Here is an 11,860-nt window from a genome sequence, read left to right as displayed (position 1 = left end):
CAAAAATGGCAATCGTTAAGTGCAAGCCTACTTCTCCGGGCCGCCGCCACGTCGTCAAGATCGTCAATCAAGAGCTGTACAAGGGCAAGCCCTTCGCCGCTCTGCTGGACAGCAAAAGCAAGTCCGGTGGTCGTAACAACAACGGCCGTATCACTACCCGTCATATCGGTGGTGGTCACAAGCAGCACTACCGTATCGTCGACTTCAAGCGCGACAAAGACGGTATCCCGGCTAAAGTAGAGCGCCTGGAATACGATCCGAACCGTACCGCTAACATCGCTCTGGTGTTGTATGCAGACGGTGAGCGTCGTTACATCCTGGCTCCGAAAGGCCTGAAAGCTGGTGACGCGATCGCTTCTGGTGCTGATGCAGCCATCAAGGTAGGTAACGCCCTGCCGATGCGCAACATCCCGGTTGGTTCTACCGTTCACGCTGTAGAGATGAAGCCTGGTAAAGGTGCCCAGCTGGCTCGTTCCGCTGGTACTTTCATCCAGATCCTGGCTCGTGAAGGTAACTATGTAACTCTGCGTCTGCGTTCCGGCGAAGTACGTAAAGTTCTGGCCGAGTGCCGCGCTACCATCGGTGAAGTCGGTAACTCCGAGCACATGTTGCGTCAACTGGGTAAAGCCGGTGCAAACCGCTGGCGTGGTATTCGTCCGACCGTTCGCGGTATGGCGATGAACCCGGTTGACCACCCGCACGGTGGTGGTGAGGGTCGTAACAAGGGCATGCAGCCTGTGTCCCCATGGGGCCAGAAGGCTAAAGGCTTCAAGACCCGTAAGAACAAGCGTACCGACAAGTACATCGTACGTCGTCGTAACAAGTAATTGTTAACATAGAGGAATCACCATGCCACGTTCTCTCAAGAAGGGTCCATTTATTGACCTGCACTTGCTGAAGAAGGTAGAGAAAGCGGTGGAAAGCGGGGATAAAAAGCCGGTTAAAACCTGGTCCCGTCGTTCAATGATCATCCCGAACATGATCGGTTTGACCATCGCTGTCCATAATGGTCGTCAGCACGTTCCGGTTTTCGTTACCGAAGAAATGATCGGTCACAAACTGGGTGAATTCGCACCGACTCGTACTTATCGCGGCCATGCTGCTGATAAGAAGGCTAAGAAGCGCTAAGGGATAAATGATGGAAGCTATCGCTAAACACCGTTATGCCCGTACTTCTGCCCAGAAAGCTCGTCTGGTAGCCGATCAAGTACGTGGTCTGTCCGTAGACAAGGCTCTGAATATCCTGACCTTCAGCCCGAAAAAGGCTGCAGTGCTGGTTAAGAAAGTGCTGGAATCTGCCATTGCAAACGCTGAGCACAACGAAGGCGCCGATATCGACGCGCTGCGTGTTGCTACTATCATGGTCGACGAAGGTCCCTCCATGAAGCGCATCCGTCCGCGTGCCAAAGGTCGTGCGGATCGTATCCTCAAGCGTACCGCTCACATCACTGTAGTGGTATCCGACGCTAAGGCTGGGAGATAAGCAATGGGTCAGAAAGTACATCCTAATGGCATTCGCCTGGGTATTACCAAGCCTTGGAATTCTACCTGGTTCGCGAACACCAAAGACTTCGCTGACAACCTGTACAGCGATTTTCAAGTACGCCAGTTCCTGACCAAGGAACTGAAAAACGCGTCCTTGTCCAAGATCACCATTGAGCGTCCGGCCAAGAGCATCCGTGTGACCATTCACACCGCTCGTCCGGGTGTTGTCATCGGTAAGAAAGGCGAAGACGTTGAGAAACTGCGCAAAGCTGTAGCCACTATTGCTGGCGTGCCTGCTCAGATCAACATTTCCGAAGTCCGCAAGCCGGAGCTGGATGGCAAACTCGTTGCCGACAGCATCACTTCCCAGCTGGAGCGTCGTGTAATGTTCCGTCGTGCTATGAAGCGCGCCGTACAGAACGCAATGCGCCTGGGTGCCAAGGGCATCAAAGTGGAAGTTTCCGGTCGTCTGGGCGGCGCTGAAATCGCGCGTACCGAATGGTACCGTGAAGGTCGTGTGCCGTTGCACACCCTGCGTGCCGACATCGACTACGCAACTTCTGAAGCCCACACCACTTACGGTGTGATCGGCGTTAAAGTTTGGATCTTCAAGGGCGAAGTTCTGGGCGGTCTGGCTGCTGTTAACGCTGCCGCTGCTCAAGAGCAAGCTCCTGCAAAGCCCAAGCGTGACAACAAGCGCCGCGCTGCTAAGTAAGGAGATTCGGTAAATGTTGCAACCTAAGCGTACTAAATTCCGCAAGACCCACAAGGGTCGTAACCGCGGTCTGGCCACCTCTGGTAACGAAGTATCCTTCGGTACCTTTGGCCTGAAGGCGACATCCCGTGGTCAACTGACTGCTCGTCAAATCGAAGCAGCCCGTCGTGCCATGACCCGTCACGTTAAGCGTCAAGGTAAGATCTGGATCCGTGTGTTCCCGGACAAGCCCATCACCGAAAAGCCCCTCGAAGTTCGTATGGGTAAAGGTAAGGGTAACGTGGAATACTGGGTTTGCCCGATCCAGCCTGGCAAGGTTCTGTACGAGATGGACGGTGTACCTGAGGCTCTGGCGCGTGAAGCGTTTGCCCTGGCCGCAGCTAAGCTGTCTGTTCAGACCACTTTCGTAATTAAGACGGTGATGTGATGAAAGCCCAAGATCTGCGTCAAAAGAGCGTCGAAGAACTGAACCAGGAGCTGCTGGGCCTGCTGCGCGAGCAATTCAACATGCGCATGCAAGCGTCCACCGGCCAGCTGGCTCAGACTCACACTCTGAAACAAGTGCGTCGTGACGTCGCACGTATCAAGACTGTACTGACTGAGAAGGCAGGTGCGTAATGACTGACAAGATCCGTACTCTGCAAGGTCGTGTAATCAGCGACAAGATGGACAAGTCCATCACTGTTGCTATCGAGCGCAAGGTAAAGCACCCGATCTACGGTAAGATCATCAAGCGCACTACCAAGCTGCACGTGCATGACGAAAACAACGAGTGCAAAGCTGGCGACCTCGTGGAAATCCGCGAATGCCGCCCGCTGTCCAAGACCAAGTCCTGGACCCTGGTTGCCGTTGTAGAAAAGGCCTAATCGGTACTTTGTAGTCCAAGCGGCCCCTTTCAGGGGCCGTTTGTTTTTTAGGCTACCTTTTCTGAAAATCCTGTGTTATAGTTTCGCGCCTTTTGAAGGCAGCCAGATCCCATTAGGGATAAGAAGTAAACAAAGCGGAGCACTAAGATGATCCAGATGCAAAGTATGCTGGGTGTTGCCGACAACTCCGGCGCTCGCAGTGTAATGTGTATTAAGGTTCTGGGTGGCTCGCACCGCCGTTACGCCGGCATCGGCGACATCATCAAGGTTTCCATCAAGGAAGCCATTCCTCGCGGTAAAGTGAAGAAAGGTGATGTGTATAACGCGGTGGTCGTACGCACCCGTAAAGGCGTTCGTCGTCCGGACGGCTCTGTCATCCGTTTCGACAACAATGCGGCTGTGTTGCTTAACAACAACCAACAGCCAATCGGTACTCGTATTTTTGGCCCGGTGACCCGTGAACTGCGTAATGAGAAGTTCATGAAGATTGTGTCCCTGGCACCCGAAGTACTGTAAGGAGTCGAACGATGGCAGCTAAAATCCGTCGCGAAGACGAAGTGATTGTTCTTACCGGCAAAGACAAGGGCAAGCGTGGCAAAGTCACTCAAGTCCTGATTGCAAAAGGTAAGGTAATCGTGGAAGGCATCAACCAGGTGAAGAAACACCAGAAGCCGGTACCCGCACTGGGTCAGGCTGGCGGTATCGTCACCAAAGAAGCCCCCATCGATGTATCAAACGTAGCGCTGTTCAACTCTGCCACTGGCAAAGCTGACCGCGTTGGTTTCCGGATTGAAGACGGCAAAAAAGTCCGTTTCTTCAAATCCACCGGCGAACTTGTGAAGTAATTGGAGTTTAACGATGGCGAAACTGCATGATTACTACAAATCCGATGTAGTAAATGAACTGTCCAAGCAGTTCGGTTACAAGACTATCATGCAAGTCCCTCGGATCGAGAAAATCACCCTGAACATGGGTGTTGGTGAAGCGATCTCTGACAAGAAATTGCTGGAAAATGCTGCTGCCGATATGGCTGCCATTTCCGGTCAGAAGCCGCTGATCACCAAAGCTCGCAAATCTGTTGCGGGCTTCAAGATTCGTGAAGGCTACCCGATAGGTTGTAAAGTAACCCTGCGTGGCGAGCGTATGTGGGAGTTCCTGGAACGGCTGATCTGCATCTCCGTACCGCGTATCCGTGACTTCCGTGGCCTGAACGCTAAAGCGTTCGATGGTCGTGGTAACTACTCCATGGGCGTGCGTGAGCAGATCATCTTCCCGGAAATCGACTATGACAAAGTCGATCGCGTCCGTGGTCTGGATATCACCATCACCACTTCCGCGAATACCGATGAAGAAGGCCGTGCTCTGCTGGCTGCCTTTAACTTCCCATTCCGCAAGTAAGGTTAGGGTTATGGCTAAAACATCCATGAAAGCGCGCGAAGCAAAGCGTGCCAAGCTGGTAGCCAAGTACGCGACCAAGCGTGCCGAGCTGAAAGCTATCATCGTTGACATGAACGCTTCTGAAGAAGCGCGTTGGGATGCTGTACTGCAACTGCAACAGCTGCCCCGTGATTCCAGTCCGTCCCGCCAGCGTAACCGTTGCAATATTACTGGTCGTCCGCACGGTTTCCTGCGCAAGTTTGGCCTGTCTCGCATCAAGGTGCGTGAGCATGCCATGAAGGGCGAAATTCCGGGCCTGAAGAAGGCTTCTTGGTAACGAATCTCGGGAGTTAGACTTATGAGCATGCAAGATCCGATCGCGGATATGCTGACCCGCATCCGTAACGGTCAGGCGGCGAGCAAAGTTGCGGTTTCCATGCCTTCTTCCAAGCTGAAAGTGGCTATCGCCAAAGTGCTGAAAGAAGAAGGTTACATCGCTGGCTACTCCGTAGCTGGTGACGTGAAGCCGGAACTGGAAATTGAACTGAAATATTTCCAGGGCAAGCCAGTTGTAGAACTGATCCAACGCGTAAGCCGTCCAGGCCTGCGTATTTACAAGCGCACTACTGATCTGCCGAAAGTTATGGGCGGTCTCGGTGTTGCTATCGTGTCCACGTCTAAAGGTGTGATGACTGACCGTGCTGCTCGCAAAGCAAGCATGGGCGGTGAGATCATCTGCTACGTCGCTTAATAGGAGGTAGGAAATGTCTCGTGTTGCTAAGGCACCCGTCACTATTCCTGCTGGCGTAGAGGTGACTCTGAACGGCCAGGAACTGACCATCAAAGGTGGTAAAGGTTCTCTGGTTCGCTCTATTCACGCCGGTGTAGAAGTGACCAAAGAAGACAATGTACTGAAGTTCGCCCCGCGCGGCAGCATCGCTGGTGCTGACGCTCAGGCCGGTACTGCCCGTGCATTGGTCAACAACATGGTAATCGGTGTTACCCAAGGCTTCGAGCGCAAGCTGCAGCTGGTTGGTGTAGGTTATAAAGCCTCCATCAAGGGCAATGCTGTTGCGCTGGCTCTGGGCTTCTCTCACCCGGTAGAGCATGCGCTGCCGGCTGGTGTGACCGCTGAGTGCCCGACTGCTACAGAAATCGTTCTGCGTGGCGTCGACAAGCAGCTGGTTGGCCAAGTCGCCGCCGATATCCGTGCTTACCGCGCTCCGGAGCCCTACAAGGGCAAGGGTGTACGCTATGCCAACGAGCAAGTGCGTACTAAAGAAGCTAAGAAGAAGTAAGGTAACACTATGGACAAGAAAGCAGCTCGTCTCCGTCGTGCTACTCGTGCTCGGAAAAAGATGCAGGAACTGGGAGCTACCCGTCTGGTTGTTCACCGTACCCCGCGTCATATCTATGCGCAGGTTATTGCAGCCAACGGTTCCGAAGTTCTGGCCTCTGCTTCCACAGTAGAGAAAGCCATCAGTGAAGCTCTGAAATACACCGGTAATGCAGATGCTGCTACCGCTGTAGGTAAGGCTATCGCTGAGCGTGCTATTGCCAAAGGCGTTCAGAACGTATCTTTCGATCGTTCCGGTTTCAAGTATCACGGTCGCATCGCTGCCCTGGCAGCTGCCGCACGTGACGCTGGTCTTCAGTTCTAAGCTAGGAGTCGAAGATGGCTAAAGTCGAATCTCAAGCCGGCGAACTGCAAGAAAAGCTCATTGCAGTAAACCGTGTTTCGAAAACTGTTAAAGGTGGTCGTATCATGTCCTTCACCGCGTTGACCGTGGTGGGTGATGGTAACGGCCGTGTAGGTTACGGTTACGGTAAAGCCCGTGAAGTTCCGGCTGCTATTCAAAAAGCAATGGAACAGGCTAAGCGTAACCTGAACAAGGTTGAGCTGAACAACGGCACTCTGCACCACCCGGTGCGTGGTGTTCACTCTGGCTCCACCGTGTTCATGAAGCCGGCCTCCCAAGGTACTGGTATCATTGCAGGCGGCGCTATGCGTGCTGTTCTGGAAGTTGCCGGTATCCACAACGTGCTGGCCAAGACCTACGGTTCCACCAACCCAATCAACGTTGTTCGCGCTACTGTAGACGCTCTGGTTCACGGTCAATCACCGGAACAGATCGCTGCCAAGCGTGGTCTGCGCGTTGAAGAAATTCTGGGGTAATGCGACATGGCTAACACTGTAAAAGTAACTCAAACTCGCAGCTCTATCGGCCGTCTGCCAAAGCACAAGGCGACTCTGCGTGGTCTGGGTCTGCGTCGCATTGGTCACACCGTTGAGCTGGAAGATACTCCTTGCGTACGCGGCATGATCAACCAGGTTTATTACATGGTTAAGGTGGAGGGCTAAGCATGCGTCTGAACACTCTGTCTCCGGCCGCTGGTTCCAAGCCTGAAAAACAACGTCGTGGTCGTGGTATCGGCTCCGGCCTGGGCAAGACTGGTGGTCGTGGTGTTAAAGGCCAAACCTCTCGTTCCGGTGGCGGCAAAGTTCGCAACGGTTTCGAAGGTGGCCAGATGCCTTTGAAAATCCGTCTGCCGAAGTTCGGTTTCTTCTCTCGCAAATCTTTGGTTTCTGCCGAAGTGCGTCTGAACGAAATCGCCCTGGTAGAAGGTGATGTGGTCGACCTGAGCACTCTGAAGCAAGCCGGTGTTGTTACTAAGAACATCGTGTTCGCTAAAGTTGTTCTGTCAGGCAACATTGACCGTGCTGTGACCGTTCGTGGTCTGTCCGTCACCAAAGGTGCACGCGCAGCCATCGAGGCCGCTGGCGGTAAAATCGAGGAATAATCAGTACAATGGCTAAGAAACCAGGATTGGATGTTAAAGCACAGGGTGGTCTGAGTGAACTGAAGAGCCGTCTGCTCTTCGTTCTCGGGGCGATTATCGTTTTCCGTGCAGGCTCTTATGTGCCGATTCCTGGTATTGACGCCGCCGTACTGGCCGAGTTGTTCCAGCAACAGAAGGGCACCATCATTGAGATGTTCAACATGTTCAGTGGTGGTGCACTCTCGCGTGCTTCTATTCTTGCGTTGGGGATCATGCCGTACATTTCGGCATCGATCATTATCCAGCTGCTGACAGTGGTTCACCCCGCTCTTGCTGAACTCAAGAAAGAAGGTGAATCCGGCCGTCGCAAGATTAGCCAATATACCCGTTGGGGCACGCTGGTTTTGGGAACTTTCCAGGCCATTGGTATTGCAACCGGTCTGCCGAATATGATGCATGGACTCGTGACTAATCCGGGTCTGGGCTTCTATTTCACAGCGGTTGTGAGTCTGGTCACCGGTACCATGTTTTTGATGTGGTTGGGTGAGCAGATAACCGAGCGTGGGATTGGTAATGGTATCTCGTTGATTATTTTCACAGGTATCGTTGCTGGTCTGCCGCATGCCATTGGCGCTACGGCCGAACAGGCACGTCAAGGGGAATTGCACATCCTGCTGTTGTTGTTGCTGGGCTTGATTGTTTTCGCAGTGACTTACTTTGTGGTGTTCGTGGAGCGTGGTCAGCGTCGTATCGTCGTTAACTATGCCAAGCGTCAACAAGGCCGCCAGGTATTTGCCGCGCAAAGCACACACCTGCCGTTGAAAGTGAATATGGCTGGTGTGATTCCTGCGATTTTCGCATCCAGTATCATCCTCTTCCCGGGGACCATTACCTCCTGGTTTGGTCAGGGTGAGGGTAAAGTAGCTGATATCCTGCAACAGGTCTCTATGGTCCTGCAGCCGGGTCAACCGCTTTACGAGATGCTGTATGCAGCAGCCATTATCTTCTTCTGTTTCTTCTATACCGCGCTGGTGTTCAACCCCCGCGAGACAGCAGATAATCTGAAGAAGAGTGGAGCCTTTATCCCGGGGATTCGCCCGGGCGAGCAGACAGCACGTTACATCGATAAGGTTATGACTCGCCTGACATTGGCAGGTGCGCTTTATATAACCTTTATCTGTCTGGTACCCCAGTTCTTGATGACTGCCTGGAACGTACAGTTCTACTTCGGTGGCACTTCGCTGCTGATTATCGTGGTAGTTATCATGGACTTCATGGCTCAGGTACAAACCCATATGATGTCTCATCAATATGGCGACGTCCTGAGGAAGGCCAACCTGAAGGGCTACGGCCGCTAAAGGTCGGCGTAGTTACGGAGTTAAGCAATGAAAGTTCGTGCTTCCGTTAAGGCAATCTGCCGTAACTGCAAAATCATCAAGCGTCACGGTGTGGTGCGTGTGATTTGCAGCGAGCCAAAGCATAAACAGCGCCAAGGCTAATTTTTTACGGTTAGTACTTGCAACAAATAGTTGTGCTGGCTAATATAGCCAGCCAACTTTTGTTGTGTATTGGTTGACCGCCACGTATCCGCTCACGGGCTTTGTGGTGGTCGTAATCTACTATATGTAGGAGTGAATAGTGGCCCGTATCGCTGGCATTAACATTCCTGACCATAAGCATGCAGTCATCGCTTTGACTGCTATTTATGGCGTCGGTCGTACCCGCTCCAAGGCCATCTGTGCCGCAGCCGGTATCGCTGAGAATGTGAAAATTAAAGACCTGGACGAAGCTCAGATCGAGAGTCTGCGTGAACAAGTAGGTAAATTCACCGTTGAAGGTGACCTGCGTCGTCAGATTTCCATGAACATCAAGCGATTGATGGATCTGGGTTGCTACCGTGGTTTGCGTCACCGTCGTAGCCTGCCTGTTCGTGGTCAACGTACCAAGACCAACGCTCGTACCCGTAAGGGTCCGCGCAAGGCTATCAAGAAGTAACGGGAAGGTAGAAAATGGCTAAAACTCCGACTCGTGCTCGCAAGCGCGTTAAAAAGCAAGTGAGCGACGGTATTGCGCACGTTCATGCATCTTTCAACAACACAATCGTGACCATTACTGACCGTCAGGGCAATGCTCTGTCTTGGGCTACTTCTGGTGGTTCCGGTTTCCGTGGTTCTCGTAAGTCCACCCCGTTCGCTGCTCAGGTAGCTGCCGAGCGCGCTGGTGAGATGGCCAAAGAATATGGCGTCAAGAACCTGGAAGTCATGGTCAAAGGTCCGGGTCCCGGTCGTGAGTCTTCCATCCGCGCCCTGAACGCGGCTGGTTTCCGCATCACTAACATTACTGATGTGACTCCGATCCCGCACAACGGTTGTCGTCCTCCCAAGAAGCGCCGCGTATAACGCTGTAGCTACTTGGTCTAGGATTGTTGGAGAAAGAAGATGGCAAGATATATCGGTCCTAAGCTTAAGCTTAGCCGTCGTGAGGGCACCGACCTCTTCCTGAAGTCAGGTGTTCGTGCGATTGATTCTAAGTGCAAGATTGACACCGCCCCTGGTCAGCACGGTGCGCGCAAAGCGCGTCTGTCCGACTACGGTGTTCAGCTGCGCGAGAAACAAAAAGTTCGTCGTATCTACGGCGTATTGGAAAAACAGTTCCGCAACTACTACCGCGATGCTGCCCGTCAAAAGGGTAACACCGGTGAAAACCTGTTGCAGCTGCTGGAAGGTCGTTTGGACAACGTTGTTTACCGTATGGGCTTCGGCGCTACCCGTGCTGAATCTCGTCAGCTGGTGAGCCACAAGGCCATCATGGTTAACGGTCGCGTTGTGAACATTCCTTCTTTCCAGGTTTCCCCTGAGGACGTGATCTGCGTTCGTGAGAAGGCTAAGAAGCAAGCGCGTATCAAAGCTTCCCTGGAAGTTGCTGGTCAGCGTGAGAAGCCGACTTGGGTAGAGGTTGACGCCGCTAAAATGGAAGGTGCTTTCAAGCGTCTGCCAGAGCGTTCCGACCTGTCTGCCGACATTAACGAACAGCTGATCGTCGAGCTTTACTCCAAGTAAAGCTAGCTTCTAAAGAGAGGACACAATGCTGGGTTCTGTAACAGATTTTCTTAAACCGCGGCTAGTTGACATCGAGCAAGTTAGCCCGACTCATGCGAAAGTGACTCTTGAGCCACTCGAGCGTGGCTTTGGTCACACGCTGGGCAACGCCCTGCGTCGTATTTTGCTGTCATCTATGCCCGGTTGTGCAGTTACTGAAGTCGAAATTGACGGGGTACTGCATGAGTACAGCAGCAAAGAAGGTGTACAGGAAGACATTCTTGAAATCCTGCTCAACCTGAAAGGTATCGCTGTGAAGCTGGAAGGCAAGGACGAGGTAACTCTGTCCCTGACCAAGTCTGGAACAGGCCCCGTTACCGCTGGTGATATCACTCACGGTGATGAAGTCGAGATCGTAAACCCGGAGCATGTAATCTGCCACCTGACTGGTGCCAATGCTGAAATCAGCATGCGCCTGAAAGTTCAGCGCGGTCGTGGTTATGTGCCTGCTTCTGCTCGTGTTCACAACGATGACGAAGAGCGCCCGATTGGTCGCCTGCTGCTGGACTCCGCGTTCAGCCCCATCGTTCGTATTGCCTACAATGTTGAGGCAGCACGTGTGGAACAGCGTACCGACTTGGACAAGCTGGTCATCGACATGGAGACCAATGGTACCCTGGATCCTGAAGAAGCCATCCGTCGTTCTGCCACTATTCTGGCCGAGCAACTGGAAGCTTTCGTGGATCTGCGCGATGTCAGCGTGCCCGAGAAGAAAGAAGAGAAACCCGAGTTTGATCCGATTCTGCTACGTCCTGTCGATGATTTGGAGCTGACAGTTCGTTCTGCGAACTGTCTGAAGGCAGAAGCTATCCACTATATTGGTGATCTGGTACAGCGTACCGAAGTTGAGTTGCTTAAGACTCCTAACCTCGGTAAGAAGTCCCTGACTGAGATCAAGGACGTGTTGGCCTCCCGTGGTCTGTCTCTTGGCATGCGCCTTGAGAACTGGCCGCCCGCCAGCATCGCTGACGAGTAATCCAGATTACGGGTTTCACAGATTTAGTTAGAAGGATAAGGTCATGCGCCATCGTTTGAGTGGTCGTCAACTGAACCGGAACAGCAGCCATCGTCAGGCAATGTTCCGCAACATGGCCAGCTCCCTGGTTCGTCATGAGATCATCAAGACGACTCTGCCTAAGGCAAAAGAGCTGCGTCGTGTAGTTGAACCGCTGATCACCCTTGCCAAGACTGATAGCGTTGCTAATCGTCGCCTGGCATTTGCCCGTACTCGCGATAACGCGATCGTGGCTAAGCTGTTCAATGAACTGGGCCCGCGCTACCTGGAGCGCGCCGGCGGTTATACTCGCATTCTGAAATGCGGTTTCCGTGCAGGCGACAACGCCCCTATGGCTTATATTGAGCTGGTAGACCGCCCGGCCGCTGCTGAAGCAGCTGCTGAGTGATAAAGAAAAAGCCGGGCTTGTCCCGGCTTTTCTTTTAATCCATTCTGATACTGCCTCAACTGCCTCAACTGCCTCAACTGCCTCAACTGCCTCAACTGCCTCAACTGCCTCAACTGCCTCAACTGCCTCAACTGC

24 protein-coding genes are annotated in these 11,860 nt (G+C 53.0%); all 24 read left to right on the top strand.

Translation table 11 applies throughout. The annotated features are described in order from the left end of the window. Positions 1-5 precede the first annotated feature (5 nt). The 24 genes from rplB to rplQ all read left to right on the top strand — a co-directional run bounded on the left by rplB (position 6) and on the right by rplQ (position 11,725). Positions 6-827 (top strand): 50S ribosomal protein L2, encoded by an 822-nt coding sequence (rplB, locus tag OKB77_RS16135; RefSeq protein WP_005340614.1) that lies wholly within the window; start codon positions 6-8, stop codon positions 825-827. 22 nt (positions 828-849) lie between these two features. Beyond that, positions 850-1,128 carry a 30S ribosomal protein S19 gene (rpsS, locus tag OKB77_RS16130; protein WP_005307960.1) on the top strand — a complete coding sequence of 93 codons (279 nt, stop codon included), beginning with the start codon at positions 850-852 and terminating at the stop codon, positions 1,126-1,128. A gap of 10 nt (positions 1,129-1,138) precedes the next feature. Next, entirely contained in the window at positions 1,139-1,483 is a 345-nt protein-coding gene (rplV, locus tag OKB77_RS16125) for a 50S ribosomal protein L22 (protein ID WP_005319741.1), read from the top strand. Between the two features lie 3 nt (positions 1,484-1,486). After that, positions 1,487-2,200, top strand: a complete 714-nt coding sequence (gene rpsC, locus OKB77_RS16120; protein ID WP_005307962.1) for a 30S ribosomal protein S3 — start codon at positions 1,487-1,489, stop codon at positions 2,198-2,200. A 13-nt stretch (positions 2,201-2,213) separates the two neighbouring features. After that, positions 2,214-2,627, top strand: a complete 414-nt coding sequence (gene rplP / locus OKB77_RS16115) for a 50S ribosomal protein L16 (protein ID WP_005340612.1) — start codon at positions 2,214-2,216, stop codon at positions 2,625-2,627. Further along, positions 2,627-2,818, top strand: a complete 192-nt coding sequence (gene rpmC / locus OKB77_RS16110) for a 50S ribosomal protein L29 (protein ID WP_005307965.1) — start codon at positions 2,627-2,629, stop codon at positions 2,816-2,818. Before rplP ends, rpmC begins: the two co-directional genes overlap by 1 nt. Continuing rightward, positions 2,818-3,066: a 30S ribosomal protein S17 gene (gene rpsQ, locus OKB77_RS16105; protein ID WP_005307966.1), complete on the top strand. Its 249-nt coding sequence runs from the start codon at positions 2,818-2,820 to the stop codon at positions 3,064-3,066. The genes rpmC and rpsQ overlap by 1 nt, the downstream gene beginning before the upstream one ends. Positions 3,067-3,213: 147 nt before the next feature. Then, complete coding sequence (gene rplN, locus OKB77_RS16100; protein WP_005307975.1) at positions 3,214-3,582, top strand: 50S ribosomal protein L14; 369 nt, start codon at positions 3,214-3,216, stop codon at positions 3,580-3,582. An 11-nt stretch (positions 3,583-3,593) separates the two neighbouring features. After that, positions 3,594-3,911, top strand: coding sequence for a 50S ribosomal protein L24 (gene rplX, locus OKB77_RS16095; RefSeq protein ID WP_005307977.1), 318 nt, complete (start codon positions 3,594-3,596; stop codon positions 3,909-3,911). 13 nt (positions 3,912-3,924) lie between these two features. Further along, positions 3,925-4,464, top strand: coding sequence for a 50S ribosomal protein L5 (gene rplE / locus OKB77_RS16090; protein WP_005331162.1), 540 nt, complete (start codon positions 3,925-3,927; stop codon positions 4,462-4,464). A gap of 10 nt (positions 4,465-4,474) precedes the next feature. Next, positions 4,475-4,780, top strand: a complete 306-nt coding sequence (gene rpsN, locus OKB77_RS16085; RefSeq protein ID WP_005340609.1) for a 30S ribosomal protein S14 — start codon at positions 4,475-4,477, stop codon at positions 4,778-4,780. 21 nt (positions 4,781-4,801) lie between these two features. Beyond that, complete coding sequence (rpsH, locus tag OKB77_RS16080; protein WP_005307980.1) at positions 4,802-5,194, top strand: 30S ribosomal protein S8; 393 nt, start codon at positions 4,802-4,804, stop codon at positions 5,192-5,194. 13 nt (positions 5,195-5,207) lie between these two features. After that, positions 5,208-5,741, top strand: coding sequence for a 50S ribosomal protein L6 (rplF, locus tag OKB77_RS16075; protein ID WP_005340607.1), 534 nt, complete (start codon positions 5,208-5,210; stop codon positions 5,739-5,741). 9 nt (positions 5,742-5,750) lie between these two features. Next, positions 5,751-6,104 carry a 50S ribosomal protein L18 gene (gene rplR, locus OKB77_RS16070; RefSeq protein WP_005340606.1) on the top strand — a complete coding sequence of 118 codons (354 nt, stop codon included), beginning with the start codon at positions 5,751-5,753 and terminating at the stop codon, positions 6,102-6,104. 14 nt (positions 6,105-6,118) lie between these two features. Next, positions 6,119-6,619 carry a 30S ribosomal protein S5 gene (gene rpsE, locus OKB77_RS16065; RefSeq protein ID WP_005340605.1) on the top strand — a complete coding sequence of 167 codons (501 nt, stop codon included), beginning with the start codon at positions 6,119-6,121 and terminating at the stop codon, positions 6,617-6,619. A 6-nt stretch (positions 6,620-6,625) separates the two neighbouring features. Next, on the top strand, positions 6,626-6,805 hold the full coding sequence (gene rpmD / locus OKB77_RS16060) for a 50S ribosomal protein L30 (protein ID WP_005307985.1): 180 nt from the start codon (positions 6,626-6,628) through the stop codon (positions 6,803-6,805). 2 nt (positions 6,806-6,807) lie between these two features. Beyond that, a complete protein-coding gene (rplO, locus tag OKB77_RS16055) occupies positions 6,808-7,245 on the top strand; it encodes a 50S ribosomal protein L15 (protein WP_005340604.1) in 438 nt (145 codons plus the stop codon). Positions 7,246-7,253: 8 nt separating this feature from the next. Next, positions 7,254-8,582, top strand: a complete 1,329-nt coding sequence (secY, locus tag OKB77_RS16050) for a preprotein translocase subunit SecY (RefSeq protein ID WP_005340602.1) — start codon at positions 7,254-7,256, stop codon at positions 8,580-8,582. 27 nt (positions 8,583-8,609) lie between these two features. Then, complete coding sequence (gene rpmJ, locus OKB77_RS16045) at positions 8,610-8,723, top strand: 50S ribosomal protein L36 (RefSeq protein WP_005319705.1); 114 nt, start codon at positions 8,610-8,612, stop codon at positions 8,721-8,723. 139 nt (positions 8,724-8,862) lie between these two features. Next, positions 8,863-9,219 (top strand): 30S ribosomal protein S13, encoded by a 357-nt coding sequence (rpsM, locus tag OKB77_RS16040; protein WP_005307991.1) that lies wholly within the window; start codon positions 8,863-8,865, stop codon positions 9,217-9,219. A gap of 14 nt (positions 9,220-9,233) precedes the next feature. Next, a complete protein-coding gene (gene rpsK / locus OKB77_RS16035) occupies positions 9,234-9,623 on the top strand; it encodes a 30S ribosomal protein S11 (protein ID WP_005307993.1) in 390 nt (129 codons plus the stop codon). Between the two features lie 39 nt (positions 9,624-9,662). Next, positions 9,663-10,283 carry a 30S ribosomal protein S4 gene (gene rpsD / locus OKB77_RS16030; RefSeq protein ID WP_005340600.1) on the top strand — a complete coding sequence of 207 codons (621 nt, stop codon included), beginning with the start codon at positions 9,663-9,665 and terminating at the stop codon, positions 10,281-10,283. A 25-nt stretch (positions 10,284-10,308) separates the two neighbouring features. Further along, entirely contained in the window at positions 10,309-11,298 is a 990-nt protein-coding gene (locus tag OKB77_RS16025; RefSeq protein ID WP_005307997.1) for a DNA-directed RNA polymerase subunit alpha, read from the top strand. A 43-nt stretch (positions 11,299-11,341) separates the two neighbouring features. Continuing rightward, positions 11,342-11,725 (top strand): 50S ribosomal protein L17, encoded by a 384-nt coding sequence (gene rplQ / locus OKB77_RS16020; RefSeq protein ID WP_005307999.1) that lies wholly within the window; start codon positions 11,342-11,344, stop codon positions 11,723-11,725. The last annotated feature ends 135 nt before the right edge of the window (positions 11,726-11,860 follow it).

This window comes from Aeromonas sp. Y318-3, from assembly GCF_027706185.1.
GTDB classification, from domain to species: Bacteria; Pseudomonadota; Gammaproteobacteria; order Enterobacterales; family Aeromonadaceae; genus Aeromonas; species Aeromonas veronii.
Note: the sequence above shows the minus strand (reverse complement) of the source record. Positions and strands in the feature narration are given on the sequence as shown.

Coding starts and splice junctions, on each gene's coding strand:
- rplB (WP_005340614.1), top strand. CDS start 6: ATGGCAATCGTTAAGTGCAAGCCTACTTCTCCGGGCCGCCGCCACGTC.
- rpsS (WP_005307960.1), top strand. CDS start 850: ATGCCACGTTCTCTCAAGAAGGGTCCATTTATTGACCTGCACTTGCTG.
- rplV (WP_005319741.1), top strand. CDS start 1,139: ATGGAAGCTATCGCTAAACACCGTTATGCCCGTACTTCTGCCCAGAAA.
- rpsC (WP_005307962.1), top strand. CDS start 1,487: ATGGGTCAGAAAGTACATCCTAATGGCATTCGCCTGGGTATTACCAAG.
- rplP (WP_005340612.1), top strand. CDS start 2,214: ATGTTGCAACCTAAGCGTACTAAATTCCGCAAGACCCACAAGGGTCGT.
- rpmC (WP_005307965.1), top strand. CDS start 2,627: ATGAAAGCCCAAGATCTGCGTCAAAAGAGCGTCGAAGAACTGAACCAG.
- rpsQ (WP_005307966.1), top strand. CDS start 2,818: ATGACTGACAAGATCCGTACTCTGCAAGGTCGTGTAATCAGCGACAAG.
- rplN (WP_005307975.1), top strand. CDS start 3,214: ATGATCCAGATGCAAAGTATGCTGGGTGTTGCCGACAACTCCGGCGCT.
- rplX (WP_005307977.1), top strand. CDS start 3,594: ATGGCAGCTAAAATCCGTCGCGAAGACGAAGTGATTGTTCTTACCGGC.
- rplE (WP_005331162.1), top strand. CDS start 3,925: ATGGCGAAACTGCATGATTACTACAAATCCGATGTAGTAAATGAACTG.
- rpsN (WP_005340609.1), top strand. CDS start 4,475: ATGGCTAAAACATCCATGAAAGCGCGCGAAGCAAAGCGTGCCAAGCTG.
- rpsH (WP_005307980.1), top strand. CDS start 4,802: ATGAGCATGCAAGATCCGATCGCGGATATGCTGACCCGCATCCGTAAC.
- rplF (WP_005340607.1), top strand. CDS start 5,208: ATGTCTCGTGTTGCTAAGGCACCCGTCACTATTCCTGCTGGCGTAGAG.
- rplR (WP_005340606.1), top strand. CDS start 5,751: ATGGACAAGAAAGCAGCTCGTCTCCGTCGTGCTACTCGTGCTCGGAAA.
- rpsE (WP_005340605.1), top strand. CDS start 6,119: ATGGCTAAAGTCGAATCTCAAGCCGGCGAACTGCAAGAAAAGCTCATT.
- rpmD (WP_005307985.1), top strand. CDS start 6,626: ATGGCTAACACTGTAAAAGTAACTCAAACTCGCAGCTCTATCGGCCGT.
- rplO (WP_005340604.1), top strand. CDS start 6,808: ATGCGTCTGAACACTCTGTCTCCGGCCGCTGGTTCCAAGCCTGAAAAA.
- secY (WP_005340602.1), top strand. CDS start 7,254: ATGGCTAAGAAACCAGGATTGGATGTTAAAGCACAGGGTGGTCTGAGT.
- rpmJ (WP_005319705.1), top strand. CDS start 8,610: ATGAAAGTTCGTGCTTCCGTTAAGGCAATCTGCCGTAACTGCAAAATC.
- rpsK (WP_005307993.1), top strand. CDS start 9,234: ATGGCTAAAACTCCGACTCGTGCTCGCAAGCGCGTTAAAAAGCAAGTG.
- rpsD (WP_005340600.1), top strand. CDS start 9,663: ATGGCAAGATATATCGGTCCTAAGCTTAAGCTTAGCCGTCGTGAGGGC.
- OKB77_RS16025 (WP_005307997.1), top strand. CDS start 10,309: ATGCTGGGTTCTGTAACAGATTTTCTTAAACCGCGGCTAGTTGACATC.
- rplQ (WP_005307999.1), top strand. CDS start 11,342: ATGCGCCATCGTTTGAGTGGTCGTCAACTGAACCGGAACAGCAGCCAT.